This is a genomic window from Leptolyngbya boryana PCC 6306 (genome assembly GCF_000353285.1).
Lineage (GTDB): Bacteria > Cyanobacteriota > Cyanobacteriia > Leptolyngbyales > Leptolyngbyaceae > Leptolyngbya > Leptolyngbya boryana.
This window is the reverse complement of the sequence record NZ_KB731324.1, coordinates 3004346-3030831: the sequence shown is the minus strand read 5'-3', so window position 1 is coordinate 3030831 and position 26486 is coordinate 3004346. Positions and strand designations below refer to the sequence as shown.

General features: G+C 47.0%; 20 protein-coding genes and 21 tRNA genes. 29 read left to right on the top strand and 12 right to left on the bottom strand.

Annotation, left to right across the window (positions count from 1 at the left end; all coding sequences use genetic code 11):
• The first annotated feature begins 3 nt into the window (after positions 1-3).
• The 18 genes from LEPBO_RS0115290 to LEPBO_RS0115195 all read left to right on the top strand — a co-directional run bounded on the left by LEPBO_RS0115290 (position 4) and on the right by LEPBO_RS0115195 (position 5594).
• Positions 4-1518 carry a GMC family oxidoreductase gene (locus LEPBO_RS0115290; RefSeq protein WP_017288431.1) on the top strand — a complete coding sequence of 505 codons (1515 nt, stop codon included), beginning with the start codon at positions 4-6 and terminating at the stop codon, positions 1516-1518.
• 2 nt (positions 1519-1520) lie between these two features.
• Positions 1521-2843 carry an FAD-binding protein gene (locus LEPBO_RS40095; protein WP_017288430.1) on the top strand — a complete coding sequence of 441 codons (1323 nt, stop codon included), beginning with the start codon at positions 1521-1523 and terminating at the stop codon, positions 2841-2843.
• A 330-nt stretch (positions 2844-3173) separates the two neighbouring features.
• Positions 3174-3692 (top strand): HNH endonuclease, encoded by a 519-nt coding sequence (locus tag LEPBO_RS0115280; protein ID WP_017288429.1) that lies wholly within the window; start codon positions 3174-3176, stop codon positions 3690-3692.
• A gap of 406 nt (positions 3693-4098) precedes the next feature.
• Positions 4099-4173, top strand: a tRNA-Cys gene (locus tag LEPBO_RS0115270).
• A 178-nt stretch (positions 4174-4351) separates the two neighbouring features.
• Positions 4352-4428: transfer RNA gene (locus tag LEPBO_RS0115260), tRNA-Glu, on the top strand.
• Between the two features lie 5 nt (positions 4429-4433).
• Positions 4434-4518 (top strand) — tRNA-Tyr (locus LEPBO_RS0115255).
• 3 nt (positions 4519-4521) lie between these two features.
• Positions 4522-4607 (top strand) — tRNA-Ser (locus LEPBO_RS0115250).
• Between the two features lie 13 nt (positions 4608-4620).
• A tRNA-Phe gene (locus tag LEPBO_RS0115245) sits at positions 4621-4693 on the top strand.
• 21 nt (positions 4694-4714) lie between these two features.
• Positions 4715-4790: transfer RNA gene (locus LEPBO_RS0115240), tRNA-Asn, on the top strand.
• Between the two features lie 5 nt (positions 4791-4795).
• A tRNA-Gln gene (locus LEPBO_RS0115235) sits at positions 4796-4872 on the top strand.
• Between the two features lie 36 nt (positions 4873-4908).
• A tRNA-Gln gene (locus LEPBO_RS0115230) sits at positions 4909-4983 on the top strand.
• A gap of 51 nt (positions 4984-5034) precedes the next feature.
• Positions 5035-5112, top strand: a tRNA-Leu gene (locus tag LEPBO_RS0115225).
• Positions 5113-5120: 8 nt separating this feature from the next.
• Positions 5121-5197, top strand: a tRNA-Pro gene (locus LEPBO_RS0115220).
• Between the two features lie 4 nt (positions 5198-5201).
• Positions 5202-5274, top strand: a tRNA-Leu gene (locus LEPBO_RS0115215).
• Positions 5275-5278: 4 nt separating this feature from the next.
• A tRNA-Leu gene (locus LEPBO_RS0115210) sits at positions 5279-5355 on the top strand.
• Positions 5356-5358: 3 nt separating this feature from the next.
• Positions 5359-5436, top strand: a tRNA-Ile gene (locus LEPBO_RS0115205).
• Positions 5437-5508: transfer RNA gene (locus tag LEPBO_RS0115200), tRNA-Lys, on the top strand.
• A gap of 11 nt (positions 5509-5519) precedes the next feature.
• A tRNA-Leu gene (locus LEPBO_RS0115195) sits at positions 5520-5594 on the top strand.
• A gap of 33 nt (positions 5595-5627) precedes the next feature.
• Here LEPBO_RS0115195 and LEPBO_RS43995 read toward each other — a convergent pair.
• Positions 5628-6035 carry an HNH endonuclease gene (locus LEPBO_RS43995; RefSeq protein ID WP_225885739.1) on the bottom strand — a complete coding sequence of 136 codons (408 nt, stop codon included), beginning with the start codon at positions 6033-6035 and terminating at the stop codon, positions 5628-5630.
• Between the two features lie 337 nt (positions 6036-6372).
• Between LEPBO_RS43995 and LEPBO_RS0115190 the strand changes: the two genes are divergently transcribed.
• From LEPBO_RS0115190 to LEPBO_RS0115165, 6 genes are all read left to right on the top strand, one after another.
• Positions 6373-6449: transfer RNA gene (locus tag LEPBO_RS0115190), tRNA-Thr, on the top strand.
• A gap of 3 nt (positions 6450-6452) precedes the next feature.
• A tRNA-Gly gene (locus LEPBO_RS0115185) sits at positions 6453-6526 on the top strand.
• Between the two features lie 25 nt (positions 6527-6551).
• Positions 6552-6626 (top strand) — tRNA-Arg (locus LEPBO_RS0115180).
• Positions 6627-6632: 6 nt separating this feature from the next.
• Positions 6633-6705, top strand: a tRNA-Arg gene (locus LEPBO_RS0115175).
• Positions 6706-6709: 4 nt separating this feature from the next.
• A tRNA-Ala gene (locus tag LEPBO_RS0115170) sits at positions 6710-6783 on the top strand.
• A gap of 82 nt (positions 6784-6865) precedes the next feature.
• Positions 6866-6949: transfer RNA gene (locus LEPBO_RS0115165), tRNA-Ser, on the top strand.
• Positions 6950-6965: 16 nt separating this feature from the next.
• On the opposite strand, the gene LEPBO_RS0115160 is transcribed toward LEPBO_RS0115165, so the two are convergent.
• Together LEPBO_RS0115160 and LEPBO_RS0115155 are read right to left on the bottom strand one after the other, a co-directional pair.
• Entirely contained in the window at positions 6966-7733 is a 768-nt protein-coding gene (locus LEPBO_RS0115160; protein ID WP_017288427.1) for an RDD family protein, read from the bottom strand.
• Positions 7734-7776: 43 nt separating this feature from the next.
• Positions 7777-8595 carry a hypothetical protein gene (locus tag LEPBO_RS0115155; RefSeq protein WP_017288426.1) on the bottom strand — a complete coding sequence of 273 codons (819 nt, stop codon included), beginning with the start codon at positions 8593-8595 and terminating at the stop codon, positions 7777-7779.
• Between the two features lie 85 nt (positions 8596-8680).
• Between LEPBO_RS0115155 and LEPBO_RS0115150 the strand changes: the two genes are divergently transcribed.
• Positions 8681-9646, top strand: coding sequence for a stage II sporulation protein M (locus tag LEPBO_RS0115150; protein ID WP_017288425.1), 966 nt, complete (start codon positions 8681-8683; stop codon positions 9644-9646).
• A 61-nt stretch (positions 9647-9707) separates the two neighbouring features.
• On the opposite strand, the gene LEPBO_RS0115145 is transcribed toward LEPBO_RS0115150, so the two are convergent.
• From LEPBO_RS0115145 to LEPBO_RS0115135, 3 genes are read right to left on the bottom strand one after another with little or no spacing between them, the layout of a single operon-like run.
• Positions 9708-10427 carry an ABC transporter ATP-binding protein gene (locus LEPBO_RS0115145; RefSeq protein WP_017288424.1) on the bottom strand — a complete coding sequence of 240 codons (720 nt, stop codon included), beginning with the start codon at positions 10425-10427 and terminating at the stop codon, positions 9708-9710.
• A gap of 2 nt (positions 10428-10429) precedes the next feature.
• On the bottom strand, positions 10430-11644 hold the full coding sequence (locus tag LEPBO_RS0115140) for an ABC transporter permease (RefSeq protein WP_017288423.1): 1215 nt from the start codon (positions 11642-11644) through the stop codon (positions 10430-10432).
• 9 nt (positions 11645-11653) lie between these two features.
• The gene (locus tag LEPBO_RS0115135; protein ID WP_017288422.1) at positions 11654-13027 is read right to left on the bottom strand and encodes an efflux RND transporter periplasmic adaptor subunit; all 1374 of its coding nucleotides are present in this window, start codon (positions 13025-13027) and stop codon (positions 11654-11656) included.
• A 583-nt stretch (positions 13028-13610) separates the two neighbouring features.
• Here LEPBO_RS0115135 and LEPBO_RS0115130 point away from each other — a divergent pair.
• Entirely contained in the window at positions 13611-14678 is a 1068-nt protein-coding gene (locus LEPBO_RS0115130; protein WP_071596163.1) for a hypothetical protein, read from the top strand.
• A gap of 30 nt (positions 14679-14708) precedes the next feature.
• Here the strand turns inward: LEPBO_RS0115130 and LEPBO_RS0115125 are convergent, their stop codons facing one another.
• The 4 genes from LEPBO_RS0115125 to LEPBO_RS0115110 form a co-directional block, all read right to left on the bottom strand.
• Entirely contained in the window at positions 14709-15557 is an 849-nt protein-coding gene (locus LEPBO_RS0115125) for an alpha/beta fold hydrolase (RefSeq protein WP_017288420.1), read from the bottom strand.
• Between the two features lie 221 nt (positions 15558-15778).
• Positions 15779-18445 carry an MHYT domain-containing protein gene (locus tag LEPBO_RS0115120; protein ID WP_017288419.1) on the bottom strand — a complete coding sequence of 889 codons (2667 nt, stop codon included), beginning with the start codon at positions 18443-18445 and terminating at the stop codon, positions 15779-15781.
• Between the two features lie 870 nt (positions 18446-19315).
• Entirely contained in the window at positions 19316-20224 is a 909-nt protein-coding gene (locus LEPBO_RS0115115; protein ID WP_017288418.1) for a histone deacetylase family protein, read from the bottom strand.
• 42 nt (positions 20225-20266) lie between these two features.
• Positions 20267-21796, bottom strand: a complete 1530-nt coding sequence (locus LEPBO_RS0115110) for a SagB/ThcOx family dehydrogenase (RefSeq protein ID WP_017288417.1) — start codon at positions 21794-21796, stop codon at positions 20267-20269.
• Positions 21797-22017: 221 nt separating this feature from the next.
• Between LEPBO_RS0115110 and LEPBO_RS0115105 the strand changes: the two genes are divergently transcribed.
• Positions 22018-22569, top strand: a complete 552-nt coding sequence (locus LEPBO_RS0115105; RefSeq protein WP_202806921.1) for a pentapeptide repeat-containing protein — start codon at positions 22018-22020, stop codon at positions 22567-22569.
• Between the two features lie 12 nt (positions 22570-22581).
• On the opposite strand, the gene LEPBO_RS0115100 is transcribed toward LEPBO_RS0115105, so the two are convergent.
• Positions 22582-23406, bottom strand: coding sequence for an SH3 domain-containing protein (locus tag LEPBO_RS0115100; protein WP_017288415.1), 825 nt, complete (start codon positions 23404-23406; stop codon positions 22582-22584).
• Positions 23407-23638: 232 nt separating this feature from the next.
• Between LEPBO_RS0115100 and LEPBO_RS37165 the strand changes: the two genes are divergently transcribed.
• Positions 23639-24847: a gamma-glutamyltransferase family protein gene (locus LEPBO_RS37165; RefSeq protein ID WP_190711098.1), complete on the top strand. Its 1209-nt coding sequence runs from the start codon at positions 23639-23641 to the stop codon at positions 24845-24847.
• Here LEPBO_RS37165 and LEPBO_RS0115090 read toward each other — a convergent pair.
• A complete protein-coding gene (locus tag LEPBO_RS0115090) occupies positions 24813-25955 on the bottom strand; it encodes an IS4 family transposase (RefSeq protein ID WP_017285525.1) in 1143 nt (380 codons plus the stop codon). The two genes, LEPBO_RS37165 and LEPBO_RS0115090, sit on opposite strands and share 35 nt — an antisense overlap.
• Before the next feature lie 25 nt (positions 25956-25980).
• Between LEPBO_RS0115090 and LEPBO_RS0115085 the strand changes: the two genes are divergently transcribed.
• The gene (locus LEPBO_RS0115085; protein ID WP_239741177.1) at positions 25981-26478 is read left to right on the top strand and encodes a gamma-glutamyltransferase; all 498 of its coding nucleotides are present in this window, start codon (positions 25981-25983) and stop codon (positions 26476-26478) included.
• Positions 26479-26486: the final 8 nt, after the last annotated feature.

The window sequence follows — 26486 nt, the reverse complement described above, 5'->3', positions numbered from 1 at the left end:
GGGATGCTACAGCAGCAGTCGTTTGACTATGTCGTGATCGGTGCGGGTTCCGCTGGATGTGTAATTGCGAATCGTCTCAGTGCTGATTCTGACACTACTGTTTTAGTCTTAGAAGCAGGAGGTTCAGCAAAGCATTCTAATATTGATCAACCGTCGGAATTATTTAGTCTTTGGGGATCTCAACACGATTGGTCTTACTTCACTGAGGAACAGCCTGGACTCTGTAACCGCCGCATCTTCATGTCACGAGGCAAAGTTTTAGGGGGATGCAGTAGTATTAACGCGATGATCTACGTTCGAGGCAGCCGTCATGATTTTGATGGCTGGAAGAACTTAGGGAATGAGGGATGGAGCTACGATGAAGTACTTCCCATCTTCAAGAAGTCAGAGAATTATGCTGGAGATGTCTCTAATTTTCATGGGATGGGAAGCGAGCTGAGTGTTCGGCATTGTCCTGAACCTACTGCCGTTTCAAGAGCTTTTGTGCAAGCAGGCAGAGAACTTGGCTATGGCGTAGATTGGGATTTTAATGGGGAGCAGCAAGAAAATGGAGCGGGCATTTATCAAGTGAATGTAACTCCAGATGGGCGAAGATGTAACGCCGCGATCGCATTTCTCAATCCGGTTCTCCACCGCTCGAATCTAACGATTCAGACACAAGTCCAAGTCACTCGTATTTTGCTAAAAGGCAATCGTGCCATTGGTGTGGAATATATTCAAGCAGGTGAAATTCAGCGAGTTTACTGCAATCAAGAAGTCATCCTTTGTGCAGGAGCGATCGACTCACCCAAACTTTTAATGCTTTCTGGAATTGGTTCTACCGCTCAGCTTAAAGCGCACGACGTTTCAGTTCAAGTCAATTTGCCAGGAGTCGGACAGAACTTACACGATCATCTGATGATGGTTTTGATGTATCGAGCTAAACAAAATCTTGAGATTCCTACTTTTCTAGGAGAAGCTGGATTATTTGTCAATACAGATGATCAGCATGAAGCACCAGATTTACAATTTCACTTCACAGGAAATATGCGTGGATTGATTCCTCAAGAATTATCGATCGAAGATTCTGTGTTTTTTTGTGCGCCAACGTTAGTCAAACCTGAAAGTCGAGGTCAGATCAATTTGCGCTCTGCCAATCCGTTGGATTCAGCAAGGATTGATCCAAATTATTTGAGTTGCGATCGTGATTTGAAAGTCTTACGACAAGGGATTCAGCTCGCTCGTGAACTGACTCATACTTCAAGCTTAATGGAGTTCAATGGCGGCGAATTTACAGCAGATGTCGATGACTTGAACAGTCTCATTCGCACTCAGGCAACGACGATTTGGCATCCTGTTGGAACCTGCAAAATGGGACAAGATGAAATGGCAGTAGTGGACTCAAAGCTCCGAGTCCATGGGGTTGAAGGACTGAGAGTTGCCGATGCCTCGATTATGCCTGTGATTGTGAGTGGGAATACTAACGCAAGCTGCATCATGATTGGTGAGAAAGCAGCTCAAATGATTCTGGATAAGTAATTATGTCTGACATTCTAGATTCACTTCGGCAAGGCATACAGGGCGAAGTTACAGATATTGTGCCTGCACAGTATCAAACTGATTTCGGAGGGTTGCGACGCAAGCAACCTGGCATTTTAGTAACAGCGCATCAGGAGAAAGATATTCTTCATGCGTTAGAAGTGGCTCAGACGACTGGAACTTCGCTAACAGTTCGAGGGGCTGGTCATTCATGTAATGGGCAGAGTCTCAATTCTGGAGGCATTCTTCTTGAAAACTTTAGTCGATCGGCTGAAGTTGAGTTCTTAGAAGATGGCTTGGTTGAAGTTTCGGGGCGAAGCTGTTGGCGTGCGGTTGAGGAATGTTTGAACCAGGCAGGCAGACAATCAGCCGTTCTGACTGATTATCTGGATTTGTCAGTGGGTGGAACGCTTTCAGTAGGTGGAATGGGGCTGAATTCGATCGCGCATGGTTTCCAAGTCGATCAAGTTCGTCGCCTGCGTTTGATTCAGCCGAATGGACAGGTTCTTTGGTGTTCTCCGCACGAGAATGAAACGCTGTTCCGCTTTGCTTTGGCAGGATTAGGACAAGTTGGCATTATTGACAAAGTCGTAATGCAGACTCAGCCCTTCTCAAAATTTACACATACTGTTAAGCGACAGCATGATAACGTTTCTGAAATGCTGGAGTTTTTACCAGAGCTAGCTGCCCCGAACAGTGGAATTCAGCATTTCAATGGCTATATCTCTTTGAATGAGATTGCTTCTGAGTATGGTTATATGAGCCAGCAAGAGCAATTTAGTGACTCTTGTATTGCCCCTGCTTTGTATCAAGATTCAGATCAAGTCAAGAGTGAGCAAGATTTTCCCTTTCAGCTACAAGCGCGCAGAGATGTCTGGCTTTCCGCATTCCCAGATCATTTTCAGATTTGGACAGATTATATCTTTGACTATGCTAACGTAGTTCGCTTCATGGAATTTCTGGAACCTTTGATGAGAGAACAGCCTCTATCTGAAGCACTCAAAGCAATTTACATTCTCATGATTCGTCGCCCAGCAGACCATACGAATTTTGCTTTTCTTCCAGCACCGAAAGGAACATTACTCTTTAGCGTGGGGCTTTACACAATGGTGAGCCGCTGGAACCCGATGCTGCTGACCAAGACGCTTCCAGTTTTACAAATGGCACTACAACAATGTTGTGCTCTAGGAGGTCGTCCTTATCTTTATGGCTGCAATGAGATGGACGAACGGCAAAAGCAAGCGTTTTATGGTGCAGACTATCTCACCTTGCATGAGTTACGTCGTCAACATGGGTTGTCGAATTTGAATCGAGAGAGTTTCTGACGAGATTGACGATCGTTCAAAGCTGAATTGACGAAAAAATTCCCGAAATCGCCTGGACAAATTTGTAATATATCTGTAGTATGTAAATAAATCATACTACAGATACTACATCGCAATGATTTACGGCTTTTCCCATTTATGTGACTGCACATCTGCCCCAGTTCCGGGTGTAGAAAGTGCGTGCATGTCGGAAAACTGGCTGAAAAATCATGGTGCAAAAAGCGGGCGAAATCGGGAGATTCTATCTCCAGCGTAAGGGCATTTACTCACCACCCTTTCCCCGCTTCTGGCACATCAGGAGCGGGGTTCTTTTTTAGGAGTGAAACCGTCATGCAGGCAACTGAACCACATATATTACAAGCGTCGATCGTGGTTTTTTCTAAAAACTATTTACCGATCGCGCGCATCAACATCAAACGTGCAATTGTTCTGATTATTTCTGGACAGGCCGAAGCCCTCGATTTTGAAGATGCTCGGCAATGGGAAGTTCGTTCTCCCAATGTTGTACTACATGTTTCTGAGCACATCCGTTTAACGGGATCGAATCCAGAACGGCATTGGAAAGTGCCAGCAGTCAGTCGCCGAGAAGTTCTCCGCCGAGACTGCCACACCTGCCAGTATTGCGGAACTCAGAAGCAGTTGACGATCGACCACGTGATTCCCCGTTCCAGAGGTGGAACTCATACCTGGGATAACGTTGTGACGGCTTGTGCAGGCTGTAATTCTAAAAAAGGCGATCGCTTTTTATCTGAACTCGGAATGAAGCTTAAAACCAAGCCGAAAGCCCCGATTCATCCCGCAATTGCCTTTGCTGAACAGTTCTGGAAGGCATCTGAAAAAAAGTTGTAGTACGCTCTTGACAACTCTGTAATACAGAATGTAGTATTAATGTAGCACAAGAGAAGACAAACCGGAGGCGACGAAATGATTCTGTTTCTAAGACATCCGCGATCGGACTCCTGGAACTTTAGCTGGGATCGACGCAGAGATCAATCAGCATCGGATCGGCGAAAACAAGCCGAAGCCGTTTCAAAAGTGCAAAGTGAAGGCTTTTTGCAACGGCGAACACTACTTTAGACTGCACTAACTTCTGAACCATGAAAACTGAATAGTTCACCCATATGATCCAGAGCAGGTAAGCCTAGCAATCTTACCTGCTTCTTCAGAGGATGTAGTTCAGCCGAGTCAAGCACTGAACTATCAAGCCAGAAATCGCAAGGTTCAAATCTTGTGCCAAATCTCGTTATCCTCGCCTGTCCGGGTAGCCAAGTGGGAAGGCGGCAAACTGCAAATCTGCTCAACAGGGGTTCGATTCCCCTCCCGGACTCCAAATTCTAAAGTTTTGCAGTGTCCTGACGGTCAGGATCTTGATTCATATCCAAGACATTCGGGGTTCAACTCCCCGCACTGCGACCAAACACGTTGGGATGGTGTAACGGTAACATTTCGGTCTCCAAAACCGACGATCTGAGTTCGAGTCTCAGTCCCTTCGCCAAATCGAATTTCATGGTGCTGTAGGCAAATTGGTAAAGCCACAACTCTTTCAAAGTTGCGTTTGCGGGTTCAACTCCCGTCAGCACTGCCAAATCTGGGTCGATATCCAAGTCTGATCAAGGAAGCCGTCTGTAAAACGGTTGCGCAAGCATCGTTGGTTCAAATCCAACTCGACCCACCAAATGGAGAGGTCGCCATTGGCAAGGCAAGTCGTTTGCTAAACGATCGAGGAAATTCCCTCTGTGGGTTCGACTCCCACTCTCTCCGCCAAACAAACTTTTAAGGGAATGTAGCTGAGTTGGTTTTAGCATCAGGTTGAAGCTCTGAGGACGCGGGTTCGATCCCTGCCATTCCCATCCTGAAATCTTCAGGAACATTGCCCTATAGCTCAACTGGCAGAGCATTCGATTGTTAATCGGAGGGTTGTAGGTTCAAATCCTACTAGGGCAGCCAATCAATGCCGAGTGGACGACTTGGAAAGTTGCTATGACTCTGAATCATGGAGATGTTGGTTCAAATCCAACCTCGGCATCCACACTATTCAAATCATTCAGATCATCCAAATCGATAGTGGGAAGTACGCAAATTAGGTAAAGCGATCTGTCTTTGAAACAGATGGTTGAAGGTTCGATTCCTTCCTTCCCAGTCGGGGGGCATGAAATGCTTTTGGGTCAGCACTTCTATCCTCCTGTCTTTTGCTCCTGTAGCCCAACTGGTAGAGGCAACTATCTCAAAAATAGTTCATGTATGAGTTCAAATCTCATCAGGAGTACCAAACACGATCGGGGTATGGCGCAATTTGGTAGCGCAGCGACTTTGGGAGTCGAAGGTTGTAAGTTCAAATCTTACTATCCCGACCAATTCACCCTTGTAGCAGAACGGAATATGCACTGGTCTTAGAAACCAGGTTTTGTGGGTTCGACTCCCACCAGGGGTACTGTGCTCTCGTGGCGAAACGGTAAACGCCTCCGTTTGAGGGACGGAGTTGATGCAGGTTCAAATCCTGTCGAGAGTACCAAATGCACCGAAGGCGGAAGTGGTCTACGCGCACGCCTGATGAGCGTGTTACTAGCAGGTTCGAGTCCTGCTCGGTGTACCAGGGCGTTTGGCAGAGCGGTGATGCATCTGGCTTTTAATCAGACTCAGACAGGTTCGATTCCTGTAGCGCCCACTAGACCATCTGCCCCTGTGATGCAATTGGGAAGACATCGCTTACTTAAAATAAGCGTCTTGCTGGTTCGAGTCCAGTCGGGGGTATAGCGGGGGTAGAGCAGGAGTGGCTCGGCAGTCTCATACGCTGCGATCACTGGGTGCAACTCCCAGCCCCGCGTCCAACTCTTTCAACAAGAGTAATCCATTATCTAGCTCCCAATGATGATTTGGACAAAGAGCAATCAAATTTGAAAAAGCATTAATTTCGGAGATAAGAGCATGATCTGAAAATTGACTAACAGGCTTTCTATGGCAGATTTCTATATGCAAGCTATACCCGCAAATAGCACATTGTTTTCGACCACCACTAGCAAGATAGATTCTTGAGGCATGATTTCTAATGCTAGTTCTAGCTGATTGCCAGTTCTTTCTTCTACTAAACAATTCTGCTTTTGTTAAAGATAGAACATTGATTCTCTTAGCCTGGTACTCTTTAGTATTCTTGGCAATAACTGTTGTGCCATGTTCGGATAGAGAACGTTTCAAACATGAATCGCAGTACTTTCTCTTGTAGTACCCACCTCTTGCTGCTCGCTTAAGCTGAATAGGTGCAGAACATCGTTGACAGGGAAGAATACCCCCTGTTGGTGAAATTGTAATTTTTCTGGGAAACATCCTACCGTTGTACGACGCAGAGCAAGAGCGATCGCAAAACTTCTTCTTTTTGAAGTCAGAAAGACGCTCATTTTCGCGCCTATGAAAGAGTTGCCCGCAGTGTAGGCATGTTTTTGGAGGAGGATTAATAGCCATGAAAATACTATAAGCGTTCTTAAATGCGTTAGAAAAACTGTCTAGAAAGTTTTACACAGTATTTCAAGTTCTTGCTGATGTAGCTCAATTTGGCAGAGCAGCTACCTTGTAAGTAGCTAGTTGCAGGTTCGATTCCTGTCATCAGCCCCATTTGTGGATATGGTGTAACGGTAGCATGAGAGTCTTCCAAACTCTGGGTGCGAGTTCGAGTCTCGCTGTCCATACCAATTTTTTACTATCTAAGAACTATCTGAGAGTGTCGTCTAATGGAAGGGCATCGGTCTTCTAAACCGATCTGTGTAGGTTCAAGTCCTACCACTCTCGCCAAAACATAGGAGTGTAGCTCAATTGGAAGAGTACCAGGTTTCGACCCTGGATGTTGTAGGTTCGAGTCCTATCACTCCTGCCTTGGGTTCGTAGCTCTAACTGGGAAAGCGATCGTCTTGCACACGATAGGTTGCGGGTTCAAATCCCGCCGAATCCACTGTGACTGAATCCGAAGTGATCGAGGAGCTAGTCTGTGAAACTAGTGTTAGCGAGTTTGAGTCTCGTCAGTCACCCCAAATGGAGAGTATCGCTAAATGGTCAAGCAACTCGTCTTGAAAACGAGGACTGGGTAATACCTGGGGGTTCGATTCCTCTACTCTCCGTCTATTGTTTCTGAGTCTATTGTCTCTGATATGCCAAGTAGACTGCTTCCAAAAACAAATCTGCTGTCATTTCAAATGGAAGCTCTTTCATCTCTAGTAAATCTCTGACCTGTCTTGCTAACTTCAGGCTGAGATCATTTTTAGCTCGATTGTCTAACATCGATCGACGTTGCAAATACTCCCGAATAACCGCAAAATCATCAGGTAACAACACGGCAACATTTTGAGTTGCGACCAGTTGATTTGCCAGCGAGTCTGCTTCTGGAGACAGCTTAAAATTCGCAGACGAGATCGGACGTTGTTCTTGAACAACCAAAGTTCCCGCAATCCAATCTCCCAAACGTTTTTCACGTTTCGTCAGAATAATTAACAACATCCCGATAAAAGCAATATCATCGATCGGGCGAACCAATGCTCGTAAAATTGCCTGAGTCGCCCCCACTGGCTGCCCATCATCTCGAATGACTCGGATTTTGGTATAGCGTTTTCCTGGCGTTTGTCCCTGCCATAGGGTTTCAAACAGAACAAAATAGCCCGTGTAGATGGCAAACGAAAGCAGGATCGAAATGGCAGTCAACCACATCTCAATGTTTCTGGTATTTGGAAAATACTGCTGAATTTGGACAGACAGAATTAACCAAACCATTAATACACCGATCAGCAACGCACCCCAGATGAGGTAATCCACAATCAGCGCGATCGTACGATTGCCAATTCCTGCGAGCGTAAACTCTAATTCGACGCTCTCTGGAGTGCGGACTTTGATGTGGTTAAACAGACTCATGACCGTGATTCGATAAGGAGGACTATCTCAAGTCATTCCCACTTTAACCGCGATCGCGCAATTCCAAGCCAAAACCTTCTCGTCGCGCTCTCAAATCGTAGTACACCACCGCTTTAATGGTTTGCCACAGCGGAGTAATGAACGCACTGCCAATTAGGCTAATCGCAAAAAACAAGAGTGTGGCAGTCACAGCAATGGCAGGATCAGTATCTTCCCCTACAGGAAACGCTGCACCCACAAATTGAGAAGGAACGTTGACGATCAGCGTCAGGATGAATGTGACAAAGAAAATCCACTGAATCCGACCGACCGATCCTTTCGTCAGATTCCAACTGCGACCAATACAACTCGAAGCATCCAGATTATCCTCGATTGCTAACGCCGCATCATAAATAAAGACCCGAGACATAATCCGGATAAAAGTAAACAATCCAAATATGAATGCAACAACCATTAACAAGCCACCAACGATTCCTAACGGCGGATTCACCGCTGTTAATGCTGCTGTAATCACAATCAGGATGAAAAAGGCAATTAAAAAAGCCATGTATATCCCAATCACAATTAACCCCATCAGTAATCCCGCGCCTAGAAAATTCCAGACTTTTGGTTCAGTGTTTTGCTGAGCTTCAGTGAGAGTCTCTGGTTGATTAATTAATTCTTGATAAGCAAGGCGAGAGATGCGACCCGTGATTTCTGCACTTTTTGCCCATCCGTACACGGGAACAAAAATCCAAAGATAAGTCCGCAACACTAAAATCAAGTATCGTTTGAGATTGGAGCGGTACAGACGCACACCTGCACTGATCACATCTCCAACACTGAGGGGCTGAATGGGATTACTAGGGCTAAGATTAGACATAAATTTCGACGTGAATGAATCAAACCGTACGGTCTGAGGCTATCTTAGGCGAGGTTGTCCGAAACACCCGAAAATTTTACAAACTATGAATGTTAAGCGCTGGATTGCTCGACGTGAGCCGAATTGGAAACAATTAGACGAACTTCTCACCCGGATAGAAAAGCGAGGACTGCGATCGCTCTCGACACAAGAAATTAAAAGTCTTGCCAGTTTATATCGCTCGGTATCTGCCGATCTAGCCAGAGCACGCACCAATCAAGCCCAGGTTGGCAATACGCTCGTCCAGGATTTACAACGGCTCACCTCTCGTGGATATAGTCAGATTTATCAGGGATCGCGCAAGCAAGATTGGAAAACTGCGATCGACTTTTACAAATGGGGCTTGCCTGCGGTGGTGCAGGAGACGTTCGGCTATACTGCGATCGCAACCGGAATATTTTGCTTAGGTGGATTAATCGCTTGGTGGTTTTCCTGGCGCGATCCGCAGTTTCTCGAAATGATTGTTCCAGACCATCTGATTCGCACTGTACGGGATGATGGGAGACTTTGGATGGGTTCGATTCTAGGAATTGAACCAGAAGCAGCAAGCCAGATTATGACGAACAATCTAGGGGTGACTTTTCGAGCCGTTGCAGGGGGTATGACACTCGGACTATTTACGATCTTCTTGCTATTTATGAATGGCTTGCTGATTGGGGGGGTAGGCACTTTAGTGGGACAGAACAATCTCGCTTTTCCATTTTGGGCGTTTGTGTTTCCACATGGTTCGTTGGAACTTCCTGCCATCTTCTTTTCTGGCGGAGCAGGATTGTTAATTGCAAGAGGCATTCTGTTTCCAGGACAGTATCGACGGATTGATGCGATTAAAGTCTACAGTTTGAAGGCAGCACAACTCATGTTTGGAGTTATTCCCATGTTGATTGTTGCAGGCGTGATTGAAGGCTTTTTCTCACCGAGTCCAATCGTGCCTGATCCCCTGAAATATTTTGCAGGCATTGGCTTATTCATTGCATTGATTCGCTATTGCAGTCGCCAGCGAGAGCATGTTTAGCGATCGCGAGAAACTTGCTAGATCTTCTCTCGCAGGAGATATCAATTCATTCCTGAATTTCCTAGCTCACGGTTGCAACGCCTACTTCTTCTGGAGCTAAGTAAGGCGTTAGCACCTGTCCATCTTTGAACCAAATCACTCGCCGAGTACACCGAGCAACTTCTGGTTCGTGCGTTACCATCACAACTGTCATTCCACTCGCATTCAACTCGGTAAAAATATTCAGAATTTCCTGAGTCGTGGTCGAGTCTAATGCACCTGTCGGTTCATCTGCTAGCAATAGCACCGGACGATTGACGATCGCTCTAGCAATGGCAACCCGTTGCTGCTGTCCCCCCGAAAGCTGAGTCGGCTTATTTTGCATTCGCTGCTCTAAGCCGACTTTGATCAAAGCTTCTGTTGCGCGATCGCGCCTCTCTTGAGCAGGTACATTCCCATAAACCATCGGCAACATCACATTCTCTAATGCAGTCAGTTGCGGAAGTAAATGAAACTGCTGAAACACAAAGCCCAACTTCTGATTACGAATATGAGCTAAAGCCCTATCGTCTAACTGAGCAACATCTTCTCCGTCGAGATAGTACCGTCCGGCAGTGGGTCGATCAAGACAGCCGATAATGTTCATCATCGTCGATTTACCCGACCCAGAAGCCCCCATAATCGCGCAGTACTCACCCTGTTCGACGATCAGATCGACTCCTGCTAAAGCATGAACAGTTGTATCTCCGATTCCGTAGACCTTCGTAACTTCTTCTAAGCGAATAATGACTGAATTTGGCATGATTAAGCACTCCGGAGCGCAACGATGGGGTCGAGTTTGGCAGCTTGGCGCGCAGGAATTACACCAAATCCTAAGCCGATCGAGCCTGAGACTCCAACGGCAAGAATAATGGCGGCAGGAGCAACGATCGCTTCAAGCGGCGTAAAGGCAGCTACCAGCACCACACCGCCCACACCAACGATCGTTCCAATTAATCCACCTGCTGCTGAAAGAATGACAGCTTCGATCATAAATTGCATCAGAATGTCATTCCCTGATGCTCCGATCGCTTTGCGTAAACCAATCTCTGAAGTTCTCTCCGTCACAGAAACCAGCATGATGTTCATAATGCCGATACCGCCAACCAGCAGAGAAACAGCCGCGATCGCCGCTAGCATTGCCGTCAATCCGCTCGTAATCGTACCAACGATTTGCAAAATATCTTTCTGAGTTTGCACTGTGAAATCATCATCTGTGACAATTTTGTGTCGTCGTCGGAGTAAATTTGTAATCTGAAACTCAGCCGCCGGAATACTCGCTTCATCTTTCGCTGAAATCGAAATAAACGACAGATCTAATCCGTAGGGCGATCGACCCGTCAAAGTACTCGACATGGTCGTTAAAGGAATATAAGCCGCGTCGTCTTGGTTACTGCCAAGAAAAGAGCCTTTCGCTTGCAGAACACCGACAATCTTGAAACTGACGTTGCGAATTCGGATCTCTTCTCCGATCGGATTTTTATCTCCGAAAAACCGATTTGCCAAATCTGCGCCCAACGTGACGACTCGCTGATTTCGCTTCAAGTCAATCTCGGAAATAAATCGCCCTTTTTCAACATCAAAGCTCCGCACCGTCAAGAATTCGGGGGTCGCACCCACAATCAGCGACGTAGAATTTCGACTGCCATACACCACTGGAAACGAAGCATTTTTCTGGGCAGAAACGCCTGCTGCGCTCGGAACTTGTTCGGAGATCGCTTTTGCATCGTCCCAGACTAAGGTTCTCGGGATATTATTCGTCCGTTGCCGTGCCTGATTTCCGCCCGGTGACACAAACAATACATTCGGTCCCAACGATTCAAATTGCTCAGAAGCAAGCCTTTGCGCGCCTTGTCCAATGCCAATCATGGCAATAACCGACGCATTGCCAATGATCATTCCCAACATTGTCAAACTACTGCGAAGCTTGTTGGCAGTCAGCGTCTTCGCTGCCATTTTTAAGCTCTCACCAAAATCCATTGCTCTACCCTACTGATTGGAATTCTCGATTTTCTGTCCTGCAGGTGGCTGTACGTAAATGCGATCGCCTGCCTTAATTCCCTCTAAAATTTGAGTCTCGTTATCAAAACTCAGTCCAGTCGTCACGGTTTGGAAACGCGGTTTATTGTTCTCACCTGGAACCCAAACGCCTGTTTTACCTTTCTGAGTTGAAAGCGCAGCTGTCGGAACAACCAGCGTTTCAGGAATCGAATCGCCTAAGAAACTGACATCGGTATTCATCTTCGATCGCAGTTTGTCGCGTCCTGTGAGAATATCAATCCGCACTGAGAAAGATGTCACATCCCGCTCTGTCACAGCTTCAGGAGCAATTAAACGAACTCGACCTTTAAAGGTTTCTTGCGGATAAGCATCGACTCGAATATCGACTTCTTGACCGCTTTTGATCTGAGCAATATCCACTTCTGGCACTTTCGCCCGCACTTCTAATCCACTGGCTAAGGCGAATATCGAAGTCGATGCCGAACCATCTGCTCCCGCACTTGCCTGAGTCGTCGGCGTGACAAACGCTCCAACGGTGGCATATCGCTGAGTAATGACTCCTGAAAAAGGAGCACGAATAAAAGTATCTTCAAGACGGTTTTGGACTTGCTGAAGCTGAGCGATCGCGGATGCTAACTGTGCCTCAGACTGCCGAATCTCCTCCGGTCGCGCCCCATTCTGGCGCTGTTCTAATTGTTGATTTGCTTGACTCAATTGAGCTTCCGCTTGGCTCAACTGCGCACGAGCTTGACTCAGCGTTTGACTCGCATTCTGTTCCCGTCGCACAAATTCATCCAGTGAATTCGCCGAAATTGCCCCCTGGCTTGCCAGATCTCGCTGTCGGCGCGTTTGAGTTCGAGCAAAATCTAGCGCAGAGTTCGCATCCGCAACTAATCCTCGCACTCGCTGCACTTCGCCTTCTGCTCTCGCAACTTCTGATTCTCCTTGGCGCAGTTCTTCAACCCGCGTTCCCGCTCTCAATTGATCTAACTTCGCCTGAGCTTCCGCAACTCGCGCTTGAGCCTGATTGCGTTCTGCTTCAATATCTTGGCTTTCCATTCGCGCCACAACCTGTCCTTGCGTCACCTGATCGCCTTGATCGACTAGCAACTGAACGATCTTCCCGGCAGTTTTCGGACTTAAATTAACCGTGCGAACTGGGATAATCTCGCCACTCGCTGAAATTCTCGCAGTCACGGTCTTCGATTCGACAGAAATTGTAGCGGTTTCCTGACGAGGGCTAGACTGCCGTGAAGCCAGAAATACACCACTTGGAATCGCGATCGCGCCTGCTGCAAGCAATGCCAATACCCAACGAGATGGCTGACTTTTGCCAACCTTGCCAAAAAACGGAACTTGCATGTTCAAACTCACCAAACTCGGTGAAACACTAAATACAAAGGAGCGCTAATCCACATCTGCTTCACAATGACTTCATTTCGCATCCGAAAGATTCCTGAGGCGACGGATGTGAAGCGATATGTATTACTCGTTTACAAATTTTAACGTAATTGTCAAGGTTTCGTGTAGCGCCATAAGTATTGATTCTAGGCTCTCTACTGCTGGGTAGATTTCTATATCGAAATTTCCGAACAGAGACACACAGGCAGAAATCTCTGTTGATCTCAATCAAATCACGGGAAATCTTAAGATTGTTGCCGTCCAAAGCGATTTGGACGGCATTAGAAATCAGTATCATAGGCATAGTATTCTTGCTGACACGATGCCGAAGATGCTAAGAAAGAGGTCTATGAAGTGCCGTATTTTCCAGTATGGCATTCTCGTAGTCACTCTGGAGAATCCGAAACAACCGCAAGTTTAGCCGATGAGAAATATTTTTTTTGTAAATCGGTCTAAAAGCGTTCGGATTCTTGAAAGCCAGCCTGCATTCAGTACAATAAGCGACTGATTGCTTTTTGCCCTCAGCCTGTGACGATGACAGCCTATGAGTCCCTTGCCCAACCGACCACTCCAGCCTCCTAAATCCTATGCCGCCGAGACTGCGGCTGAAGGCTCTGACATGCCACAATCCCCAGATGCATCTGATCCAAAGCCGCCGACCGCCCAGCGCCCGCTGGTGCGACCTGTCGCGCGCCCTCAACCTGCTCCTGCGGCTCCGACCTCACCTCCGCCTGCTGTGGAGAAGCCTCCTGAGCCAGAGATCGAATTGTTTGATCCTGCAAGTTTGCGCCAGCAGCCGATTCCGGCTCCGAGCGAACCGATGCAGTATCGTGCGATCGGGCTTTTGAGAGGTCGCTATACTCCGTCTGAAGAACAGTTCACGCGGGGCGAGATGAAGACCGCAGATGGAACCACGATCGAAGCCGTGCTGCTCGGTCGGGTGATGAGTTTAGTGAAAAACCATTTAGACCTCGAACAAGAGCATCTCTGGGTCGTGTATCCGCGCACTCGTGAGAAGCACGAAGATCTGCATGTTCAGATCGTCGGAGTTTGGGAGCCTGAAAATCTCAGTAAGTCTGAAGAAGAGTCAGAAGCCGAGGAAACCCCGAATTATCTGCCTTCTTCTGAGGTAGAAGATAATTACTTTTCGATTCGAGGCGAAGTGATTTTTCACACGCCTGAAGAGAAGTCGATGGTGATTAAGATTCAGCAAGCTCCACGCAAGAAAGACGATCGTGCAAAAGCCTTCAAGCTGAAATTGCGCGGTGAGTTGACCGGAAAATCGGTTGGATATTTCTGGGAAATTAACGCGAAGCGCGAAGGTGCAGATCTGGTCGTCATGACTGCTAAGTCGATCGGCATGATTCCGCCTCGGAAGAAGTCGAAAGAGGAGATCGAACGCGGTCGCTTCTCTCGCCCAGGCGGGCGTTTTGGCGGCGGCGGTGGTGGCGGCAGAAGACCGTTCGGCGATCGTAGACCGAGTGGCGGCGATCGTAGACCGTCAGGAGCTGCGCCTCAACCACAGGCGGCTCCGCGTCGGACGGAACCTCTTCCCAAACCCGTGAAACGTCGAACCGACGAAGGCACGGACAACGTAACAAGCGAAGCATAGGCAAAACGGGGCGATTCTGAGGGATCGCCCCTATTTTTTAGCAATGAATTCTGAAACTGCACTCAGTAGGGCTTGTGGTTCATCTAAACGGATGAGATGTCCACTGTTCTCAAAAATTTTCAGCTCCGCGTTGGGAATCGCGTTGGCAATTTCTTCTGAGAATTCGGGTTGGCAGATCCAATCGTGCCGTCCGCCAATGACGAGCGTAGGAACAGTGATTTTGTGAAGCTGATCGAGAACGTTATACGATCGCAAAAATCCTCCAAACGCCATGTTAATTGCATCGATCGAGAGAATGGTACGCGATCGACTTTCTGCAACGGGACAATTCACAGAGTACATCGGCTGCATGATTCGGAAGTAGTCGGCAAGTTGCTCTTCGGTTTCAAAGTTGCCATTCCAGAGATATTGAGCGATCTCGATTTGTTCGGGGGTGCCTCGTTCGTTGAGAATTGCTTGAGCACGTTTGAGAAAGCGGAAATCGGGAACAGTGGCGATCGCGATCAGATGAGAGAGATTTTGGGGATAGCGAGTGGCATAGGTTAGAGCAACCATGCCCCCGTACGAACCGCCGATCGCAGCAATTTTCTCGAGTCCCAAATATTGTCGAAGTGCTTCCATATCTTCGACATTTTGATCGAGCGTGTAAGTTGATTTGTCGCCTCTTGCCGATCGTCCTTGTCCGCGATGATCAAAGTAGACGAGCTGCAATTGATCACTCAGGGCAGAGAACGTCGGCTTGTAAGAACTATGATCCGCACCAGGACCACCATGAATCAGGAAGGCGATCGGCTTTTCTCGCATACGATCGCCATCGGGAACGAGTCCTGCGCCTTCAATATCAAAGTAAATCTGTGTATCCCGAATCTTCGCAAACATAGAGCACTCCTGGTTGATTCATAAGGTCTTGCAAGTTGGGGGAACAGGGGAACGAGAAGCGATTTCCCTATTCCCCTATTTCACACCGATTTAAGACTGTTATGAACTCTACATCGGCTAGTAAGGTTTTTAGAAATTGGCTGGTGAGATGTGCAGCGATAGCATGACAGTCCAAACGATTTGAGCTTGTCGGAATTTGAGATTAAACCACTCTTCTAGGTTTACTGTTTGATAGGAATCCGGATCACAAACTGTGCGCCCTGATTAGGCTGTGAATAGCACTCTAGTTTGCCACCATGTTGTTCAACGATGATTTTATAGCTCAGGGATAATCCCATACCAGTTCCTTTCCCAACTGGTTTTGTGGTGAAGAATGGATCAAAAATCCGTTCTTTAACTTCTTCAGGAATTCCCGCACCATTATCGACCACTTCTATTTCGATCCATTGAGCGTTGATCGAGGATGTGCGAAGTGTGATCTGACTGGGATGATCTTTGATGTCTTGCAGGGTTCGTTTTTCGTTCTGGTCTTCCAAAGAATCGATCGCATTACTGAGCAGATTCATCAATACCTGGTTGAGTTGTCCAGGATAACATTCCACGATCGGCAAATTGTCATATTCCCGAATGACCCCGATCGCTGGACGGTTTTTACTTCCCTTTAACCGATGTTGCAAGATCATCAAGGTGCTTTCAATTCCCTCGTGAATATCGACGGCTTTAAATTCTGATTCATCCATGCGCGAGAAGTTACGCAACGACAGCACAATCTGACGAATACGATCAGTGCCAGTCTTCATTGAAGTCAGCAGTTTCATCAAATCTTCCTGCAAGAATTCGAGGTCGATTTCTTCAGCCTTCGCCTCAATCTCTGGCATCGCATCGGGGTAATACTTGCGGTAAAGCTGTACAAAATCTAATAAATCCCACGCATAGGTTTGTAAATGATTCAGATTAGCGTGGATAAAGTTGACTGGATTGTTGATTTCATGAGCGACGCCCGCGACCAGTTGACCTAAACCAGACATCTTTTCGCTCTGAACGAGTTGGAGTTGAACGCTTTGTAGCTCTTCCAGGGTTTTTTGGAGAGTTCGAGTTTGCTGCGTCAGTCGGACTTCAGATTCGAGCAATTGTTCAGCTTGAGCTTGAGCTTGCAGTGCAGTATTCTCCATCCGGGCATAGAGATCTCCTTGTTGAATCGCAATCCCTAGCTGACCCGCCAGGCGATACAGTAGATTGCCTTCTTCCTCCTTCCAAACCCTAGGGTGACTACATTGATGCACAATCAGCAAGCCCCAGAGTTGATCGCCCACCATGATCGGCACAATCAGATTAGCTTGCACCTGCAAGCGTTGCAAGAACTGAAGATGCGTTGGATCTAACCCCGCTTCAAGCACATTGTTAATGGCTCGAATTTGACCCTGGCGGTATTTTTCAAAACATTCACCGGGCGCACAATTATCTGCTGCCTCGCCTAGGGTAGGAGACCAAGGTTCTGCCACATCTTCAAGTGAAACCTGTCCCCGCCAATCCGCATTAAATTGGTAAATCAAAGCGCGATCGACAGCAAATAGTTTCCGCACTTCGGAGACTGCCGTTTGCAAAATCGTCGGAAGATCCAGAGATTCTCGAATCTGAGATGAAAGCTGGTTGAGCAGTTCTTCCTGAGTTGCTAAGTCTCTGAATTTTGCTTCGGATTCCTTGAGACGATTTTCAGTACGCTTTAACTCAGTGATCTCATTAAACGTACAAACCATCTGAGTGACCGCAGCATTCGATAATTTCAAAGGAACAGCATTAACTAGAAGCGCCGTTGGTTCTTGCTCCTCAGCTTCAACATAAATCACAGCATTCTGTACTGGCTGTTTGGCAAGGATGTTTTGCAATACAGGTTGCATTGAATGAAGCAGCGGATTCTCTGAATCCTCAAGCAAAGTTGAATCCAGACAGCTTGTAATACCTTGATTCCACAGCTTTTGTAGGTCTGCTTCACTGGAGAAATGTAATAGATCGAGCACTGCGCGATTGGATAACTGAATTTGAGCATCTTCTTCAACCACCAATACACCAACTTGAATGCCTTGAAGAATTGTTTTGAGATATTGTTGGCTCTCCTGAATCGCCTGGGCATAGATGATTTGAGCAGATAACCGCCGATCGAAAAACGCGGCTAGTAATGCGAGTCCTAAAATAATCAGCGTGCCAACAATCACAGCAGCAGCTAAAGGGACTACGTTTTTGGGGGGTTGTAAGCTTGACTCCGCGAGCATATTAGACATCGGCATGAAACAGGCGGCAGCCATGCCAGTGTAGTGCATCGTCGGAATTGCTATCCCCATAATTAAGGAAGCTAGGAGTTTTTTCCAGAGTTGGCGCGATGTGGTTTCTTCTCGCAACTGGAAGACCAAAAACAGTCCTGCAAACGAGACGGCGATCGCAATCAGAACCGAGAGCGCAACCACGCGAACGTCATAGTGGATGACTGCCGAGGCATGCATTGCAAGCATACCGATATAGTGCATAGAGGCAATCCCCAAGCCCATGCAGATACTGCCACCTAGAAGTTGAGACCAGCCCAATGTTGGACGACTAACCAGAAATAGCGCCAATCCTGAAGCAATCATGGCTGGCACAATCGAAACAAGAACGGTGAGAAAGTCGTAATTTACCAGAACAGGCAATCGGAATGCCAACATACCAATAAAGTGCATTGACCAGATGCCGATGCCCATCGAAGCAGCACCACTGAACAACCAAATCTTTTGAACTCGGCTTTGGGTTGCAGTCACTCTTCCAGCCAGATCTATAGCAGAGTAGGAGGCTAAAACAGCGATGAGCACTGAAACAAGAACAAGTTGAAGATTATAACCAGTGGTTAAAGAAGCCATAGACCTAAGGAATGTGAGAAGGCAGGGAAATGAATAATAGAGATGCTTCGATCGCACTGCTTCCTAAGTCATCTCTCTAAGCTAAAAAAGAACAACTTTGTCAATTCGTTTTGTGACGATCAATTGGAGCAGAATTCTAAATTTTGTCTGAGAAAAGCATTTTCTAGAGACTATATGTCTAGTAATTCCCAATTAATGCAAATCATGGTCTATGCCTGAAGATAGAAATCGATCATTCTGTCTCACATTTAAGAAAAGTGTGATCGCTAATCTCAATCAAATCAAATCATCCATAAGGCAACAATCGAGTGCCGGAAAGCCAGTTATTCAGGGCTTTCCTAGAGACTAAAGTGAATGAATGGATGGAAAAAAGACTAAATCAATCTGAGATCCAAGGAGTTGGATAGATTTAAGTTTTCTTTTAGAATTGCGAGTTTCAGATATTTATAGAATGGGAAATAAACTTAAGAGATTTAGACAACCAGATAACGGTAAAAAAACACAAGAAGAATTAGCTAAAAATTGCTCAGAAAGTTAAGAAAAAATGAACCAATAAGATCGGCTAGGAAGTTATAAGGGATGAGGAGAGCTATAAAGATCATGACACAGCGGCAGTTCACAGAACAGTAGATTCGCGTATTAATCTCGGAGGGATACAGTAGGGGGATTGAAGCGCACGCGATCGAACTTTTTTAACCACGATGATTCATCGCTGACCCTACCTCAAGAAGTTCCGCAAAGCTATCGAGCGACGCTACAGCAGGATGAGGACGTGAGCGATTAGACAAGTTTGAGACTGTTCGAGAAGCATTGCGAACTGAGGGTTAATCAGTCTCTAAACCTTGTGGCTCTAATCTTGAAAAAGCACTCTCAATCCTTCAGACAGGGTGAGATCGTTGCCACCACCGATCGCGCTAACGCATCATAGTCATATCCGCCTTCTAACCCAAACACAATCTTGCGAGTCAGCCCCAAACAGTATTCTGTAAACACACGATAATCATCGGGCTGGAGTGAAACGCCTGCTAAAGGATCGGCAGCATTCGCATCATATCCAGCACTAACGATCAGCAGATCCGGCTCAAATTCACTTAGAAATGGAATCACTTTCTGCTGAAAGAGCGGTTCATAGTCTGCGATCGTACTTCCCGCCGACACAGGCAAATTCAAAACATTCTGATAAAACCCTTTTTCAGAAGCATCTCCTGTTCTCGGATATTGAGGCGATTCGTGCAGCGAACAGAAGCGAATGTTCGGATTCTTTTCGACGATCGCTTGTGTGCCATTCCCGTGATGTACATCCCAATCCAGAATCGCAACGCGATCGCACTTTTGCAGCGCGTAATGAGCCGCGATCGCAGCATTACTCAGTAAGCAAAATCCCATACCCAAATCTGCGATCGCATGATGTCCAGGCGGGCGTGCCATCACAAAACAAGGCTGACCCGAAAGCGCCATCTCAACCCCATCAATCCAAGCATTGACCGCAAGCAGTGCAACTTCATAGCTGCGTGGAGAAATCACAGTTTCACCATCGACAAACCCGCCCCCGCGATTTGCAGTCAACCGAACTTGATCTAGATAATGCTGAGTGTGAACCGCTTGAACCGATAAAAGGGGAGATCGAGTTTCGACCGGAGTCGGAAGTTGCCAGTGAATCTGACTGGGGAATGTTGCTTTTAATGCAGCTTGAATTGCAGTCAGTCGCCCAGAGTTTTCGGGGTGAAAATGCCCCGTATCGTGCAGCAGAAACTCATCGGAATAGATCACCGGAAACATAAGCGGATATCTGCAATAGATTCAGTTTTTCACTATAGCAACTTATTCTCGCTTTCTCGGTCGTCCCAAGGCTGTGATGTACAAGACCGCTTCATCTTCGGGAATCCCTAAGACTTCATTGACTTGATCATCAAAGAATCCACCAATGCCACTTGCGCCTAGACCGAGGTGAATGGCAGCCAGATTTATTCGTTGTCCAAGATGTCCGGCATCCATATGCAGATAGCGATACACTCGATCGCCATATTGCTCGATCGCCGTGCGTAAATCAGCCGTGTGAAACACAATCGCACTCGCATCTCGCCCTAAATCTTGTCCTAAGCAAAGAAAATGTAGTTCTCGGCGAAAGTTTTTAAACCGAATCTGCCGAAGTTCTTGAGTCGCAGGCGCATAGTAATAACATCCATCCTCCAGGTCTTGAATCCCAGATACCGCAATGAATGTCTCCACCAAGCTTAAATCAAAATAATCGGGAGATCGATCGAAGTTTTGCTCAATGTAATGCTGAGGTTGATAAGTAAAATCGAGGACAGCGCGAAGTTCATCCAGCGATAGCTTCTCTCCACTAAACGCACGAGTGGAGCGACGGTGAATGATCGTTTGTTCAAGTCCAGATAAATTCGGACTCCAATCGATCGGTGGACAAGTCATGGAAACCTTTAAGCAGAACGGAAAATTGTACTTATCCTGCTGCGCTTTCGGTTCAGGAACTTGCCAATTTACTTTTGCATTCGGATTGTCGGGAATTTGGGTGGCTTGATGAAAATAGCTCAATAAACTGCCGTCTGGAATACGAGGATACTCTAGCTGAGGAGTCGTGGGTAGCGCAGTGCGAGCTAGGGGCAAATTTTCGCGCAGTTCTCGTAAATCTGCGATCGGTAACACTGCGATCGCACCTTCTTGATTCACGTCAAAATACAGCAATTGATTGATCGCTTCGTCGGCAAATCCCCCAATCAAATGGGGACGAAAATCAGTCATCGCACAGGCAAGTTCAATGTTGCCTAGTAAGTGCCCACTGTCGAGAAAAATCCGTCGATACGCTCGATCTTGATACCGCCATACCGAGCGGAAAAACACAGCAGAAACCACGATCGCAAGCTGTGTATCTTCGAGCACTGGATTCCAAAAACACGCCGATTGTAAAGCTGTCCAGACATCACTCTGCCAAAAATGAATCAGCGTATGCGTTTTCGATTGATAGTTGTAGAGTCCGGCAGGAAGATAGGGAGTGCCGCGTGAGATCAAATATATCTCCGCCGGATAAAGACCGCCTGCCGATGGGGACGATCGCAGATAATGCGGTTCGCCATTGGTGGGGATTGCTCCGGTCAAACCGTAACTACAAACTAAAAGCTTAGAGAGCCTTTGCCACCAAATCGTCTCATCGCCTTGGTTGGTCTCTTCGCTCAGATAGGGCTTCAAATCGAACGATGTGCCAAATCGGTATGCTTTGAACGGAATGGGTTGTTCTTCCCAATTTAGGGCTTGGCTTTTGGCATGAATCGTTTGGGGGTCGTATTTGGTACGTTCGTGATAGTGTTGAGCGATCGACACTTGCAAGTCCGGCATAGTCCTGGTTCGGCAGCGTACTGTTTCTGATATTGACACGAGATGGGGTTGAGAGCTAGTCGTTCGCAGAACAACTTGATTCCAAGATAGAGACTTTTCAATTTCTTGGATTGCCGTTCCCCATATTTTCAAGATCTTTTTTGGATGATCCCTAAAGAAAATGTTAAGTATCCTTAACCTATTACAATTCTTTTTTACATTTTTGTAATGAGCGTTGATTGGTGGACTTTAGAACGGTAATGGATACGATCGCAGCAGAAGAGCTAATTTCAAGGTACAACCAGGGAGAACGGAATTTTGAACGGTGTAACTTAGAACAAGCAAACTTTTTTGAGGCGATGTTAGTCGATATCAATTTGGCTGAATGTCGCTTGAATCGAGCCTATTTACCGTATGCGAATTTGCGACAGGCGAATTTGACATCGACTCAGTTACAGTTCGCAGAGTTGAGTGATACCCAACTGCATCAGGCGAATTTATCAAATTCAGATTTACAGCAGGCGAAAATTTCGCGATCGGATTTGAGTTTTGCAAATCTAAGCGGAGCAAATTTGACGGGAGCCGATTTAGCGGGAGCGGATTTGAGAAACGCCGATCTCAGCGATGCAGATTTAAGCAATACGGATCTGCGTCGCGTGAATTTCCGCGATGCAAATTTGAGCGGCGCGAATTTGAGCCGAGCCAATTTGGATCGAGCAATTGATCTCGACTTAACAGGTGCGATCGTTGATGCCTTTACGATTTACCCGGACGGACATCGCCATGCGGACTAATCTCCGCTCACACTAATCTCCGCTCACAAAGGCTTGCATTTTCCATTCCCCTTGTTCTTTGCCAAAGAAAACTCGATAACCGACTGGACTGTAAGCATATCGACTCGAAACATATCCGCGTTTATCATTGGGCAGTACGATCGGAGTCCAACCGTTTGGATCATCCAGTCTTAGCGCCTCTTTTGCAGCGGAATTCTGAAAGGTTTCCATGTCATACTTGACAATTTCGTTGGTCAGAGTAGCGATGACAGCAGCATTTTCCTGAGGTTGCGATCGCACATTCACATTTTGTCCGACTACGACAATGGCAGAAAAAGCATCAATGTCCGCATTACTCTTCTTGATAGCTTCGTCGAATTGATGAAATACAGTTGGGCAAGAATAGGCTTGAGCCTCCTGCGAACAACCAAGCGATAAGGCTTTTTCCAGGGATGTCCAGAAAGGAGATTTGGGATTGTCGGGATTGAGATAGTTAATCGATCGATGTTCGCCAAAACTGAAGCGAGTTGCTGGGGTGACAATACTGCGAATATATTTTGCATCGCGATCGCGAACCGCTTGTTTTGTACGATCGAGAAATTTCGCAAATTCTGGCGATTGCACAGACTCATCGACTAGAGTAATCGGCTGACGAGAAGATGCAGGCGTGGGAGAAGTTGCAACTGGGGGATTGAATTTCTCTGTTGGGGGGGTAGATGTGGGAGCAGGTTGAGGTTGTTCAACTGGCGGTTGCTCAACTTTTTCTGCTGTCGGACGTTGATAGGTGACGGTCGCGATCGTTGATGCGACGGCGGCAGTTAGCACCACGGCTCCAGTCAAAAGTGCAGTTTTGTTCATATGCGTCAGTACCTGAACTGAGACGATTTAGGCACTGTCCTCTTGTCTATAGATTCACGAGCGAGGAAACAGGTTCCGGATCAGGAGATGGTCTGTCCCACTAGAGATAAAGTTATCATCTAGCTCAGATCAGCACAGCACCAAAATTAGCCAAAGGGAGTCCATCTTGGAGACGAATGCGTGGGAGCGATTCTCTGCTGAAAGGCAGATTCTTCATTATCCTTACCCGACGATGAGACAGGTTGTGATGGGAACGCGAGGAGCCGTTGCAACTAGCCAGCCTTTAGCAACGTTCGCAGGCATCCAAATGCTACTTGCAGGTGGAAACGCGATCGATGCTGCCATTGCAACCGCGATCGCGCTCACGGTTGTCGAGCCGACCTCAAACGGCATTGGCTCTGACGCTTTCGCACTGGTCTGGGATGGCAAACTGCATGGACTCAATGCTTCCGGCAGAAGCCCGCGTCATATTCCAGTCGAAACGCTGCTCAATGCTCCGAGAATGCCTGATTTAGGCTGGAAAACGGTGACGGTTCCGGGTGCGGTTTCTGCTTGGCGATCGCTCTCAGAGCGTTGGGGAAAGCTACCGTTTGAAAAGCTGTTTGAACCTGCCATTGAATATGCGGAAGCAGGCTTTCCGGTTTCTCCTGAAACGGCTCGGGCTTGGCAACGAGCCGAGCAAATTTTTACTCCACTTTCAGGCGCGGAATATCAGCCCTTTCAAGCGGTCTTTTTTCCGAATGGACGTGCTCCCCGTGCAGGCGAAATTTGGAGCAGCCCGAATCATGCAAAAACGCTCAGATCGATCGCTCAAAGCCAAGGAGAGTCTTTTTATCGAGGTGAACTCGCAGACGCGATCGCCCAATTTGCAGAACAGACGGGAGGATGGATCGATCGCACAGATTTAGCAACTCATCAAGCAGATTGGGTAACTCCGATTTCAACGAATTATCGAGGCGTGGATGTTTGGGAAATTCCACCGAATACGCACGGAATCGCAACATTAATGGCTCTGAACATTTTAGAGGGATTCGACTTGACTCAATTTCCACGCGATTCGGTCGAGAGCTTCCATTTGCAGATTGAAGCCATGAAACTTGCATTTGCAGATGTCGATCGTCATGTGAGCGATCCTGCGTCAATGATCGTCTCCGCTGCGGATCTCTTAGATAAAACCTATGCCGCTCAAAGGCGACAACTCATCTGTGACAACGCTTTGCCTGAAACGAGTTCGGGACTACCCAAAGGTGGAACCGTCTATCTAGCAGCCGCAGATCAGGACTTTATGGTGTCTTTTATTCAATCGAACTATGCAGGATTTGGCAGCGGCATTTTAATTCCTGGTACTGGAATTGCGCTTCAGAACCGAGCTTCAGGTTTCTCAACCTCAAGGGGTGACAACGAAGCTAGAGAGCAGACTGGATCAAGGAAATGGCATTGAGACCTCGCTGAAAAAAGGGACGTTTTTGCGGCTTGAGTGCCATCAACTTGGTCGCCAGAGTTGACCACAATTGCAAGGGTTCAATCCACAACCTGCCATACAAGCCAATCCAGAAATTGCTATGTCGGTTTCGGGTTCGCTTCGGCTCCTTGACTCGACCGACGTAGCATTGCACTTGCTTTTGGCGAATGCGTCGTCCCTGAAGCGTTGAGAGCGAATAAGCAATGGCAATCAGAACCAGTAGTGCATTGAATCGGCGTGAATCGGCATGGCAATCTTCGAGATGATAGCCACCGGATTTGTAGTCTTTGAACAGCGGCTCAATGGAGAAGCGATTAGAGTAAGCTTTCAGAGTTTGTTCGGCACCGACGAGATTGGTCAGCAGATACCAAGCATCAGAATTCGATTGACGGTAGGCGCGTTTTTGGCGCAAGACTAAATTATGCTTGCCGAACCCGCGATTTTGCGTGACTTGAATGTGCAGATATTGCTCAGTGATTCCGGGCGTTTGTGGCAAATCGTCGAGGCGAGTAAACGCATCGCTGTCATTCGGTTTGATGGTCGTACTTTTCGGTAAACGGAACACGAATTTGACTTGTTTTTCCACACACCAAGCAGCAAGCTCGATACTGTGAAACTCACGGTCTCCGAGCAAAATGAAGCGATACTTTTTCAACAGATGAAATACCGGACATAACACTTTTCGTTGTTCAGCCAGCGAACTCTGTCCTTGCTTGTTCAGCCACATCCAGTGCAATGGGATTGCCCGCTTCTGGTATACAAGACTCACCATGATCAAGTTATGGTTTTGCCATTGCGTCCGGTCAACCACCAGGTGAAGCGGAGTTCTACCTGAGTAATGTCGTTTGATCCACTGCTTGACAATCGGAAACCAGATCGCTTGTGGAGTCAGTTGCGGCAGACTCAAGAATCGCTGAATATTCCGCCGTCTGCTCTCAAATAGAATCGGTTGCGGAAACAGGGTCGCTATCCGTTCAATCGTAATTCTTCGCTCTTTTTGCAACAGTTCGACCAAGATTTCTAGCGTCACAAATTGCGCTTCCGTTAATTGCGATTGTAAACAGGTTTGATAGAATGAGGGCAACATCTTTTAGATTGATGGGGTGAAACAAGTGGAATCACCTCATTTTTTCTGTCTCTCAATGCTGCTATCCGGCATCCTTTCTACCGTTCAGTCGTGTCGTCACCCCTTAAGTTTCTCAACTCAAGCTGGACACCCCAATCAAGTTGCACCTAGTAAACGTTCCTATCACACGATCATTCCTGGCTTTTTGAGTGTCAATGATCAACCGATTGGAGCTTTGGGTGTGATGGGTGGCTTCATGCAACCTCAAGGTCACTTACAGATGGTTGTCAACCTCATCGACTATGGCATGAATCCGCAAACGGCTTTGAATGCTCCACGCTGGCGATGGTTCGCAAAAAACCAAGTTTTACTAGAACAGACTGTGCGATCTGATATTGCGATCGCACTGACCGACAGAAATCACCAAATTCAACTCACCGCCGAACCGAGTGCATTCGGACGCGGACAGATGATTCTCAAGTCTGGCAAGGTTTTGATTGCAGGTTCAGAACCGAGAGCAGACGGATGTGCGATCGCATTCTAAACCTCAGC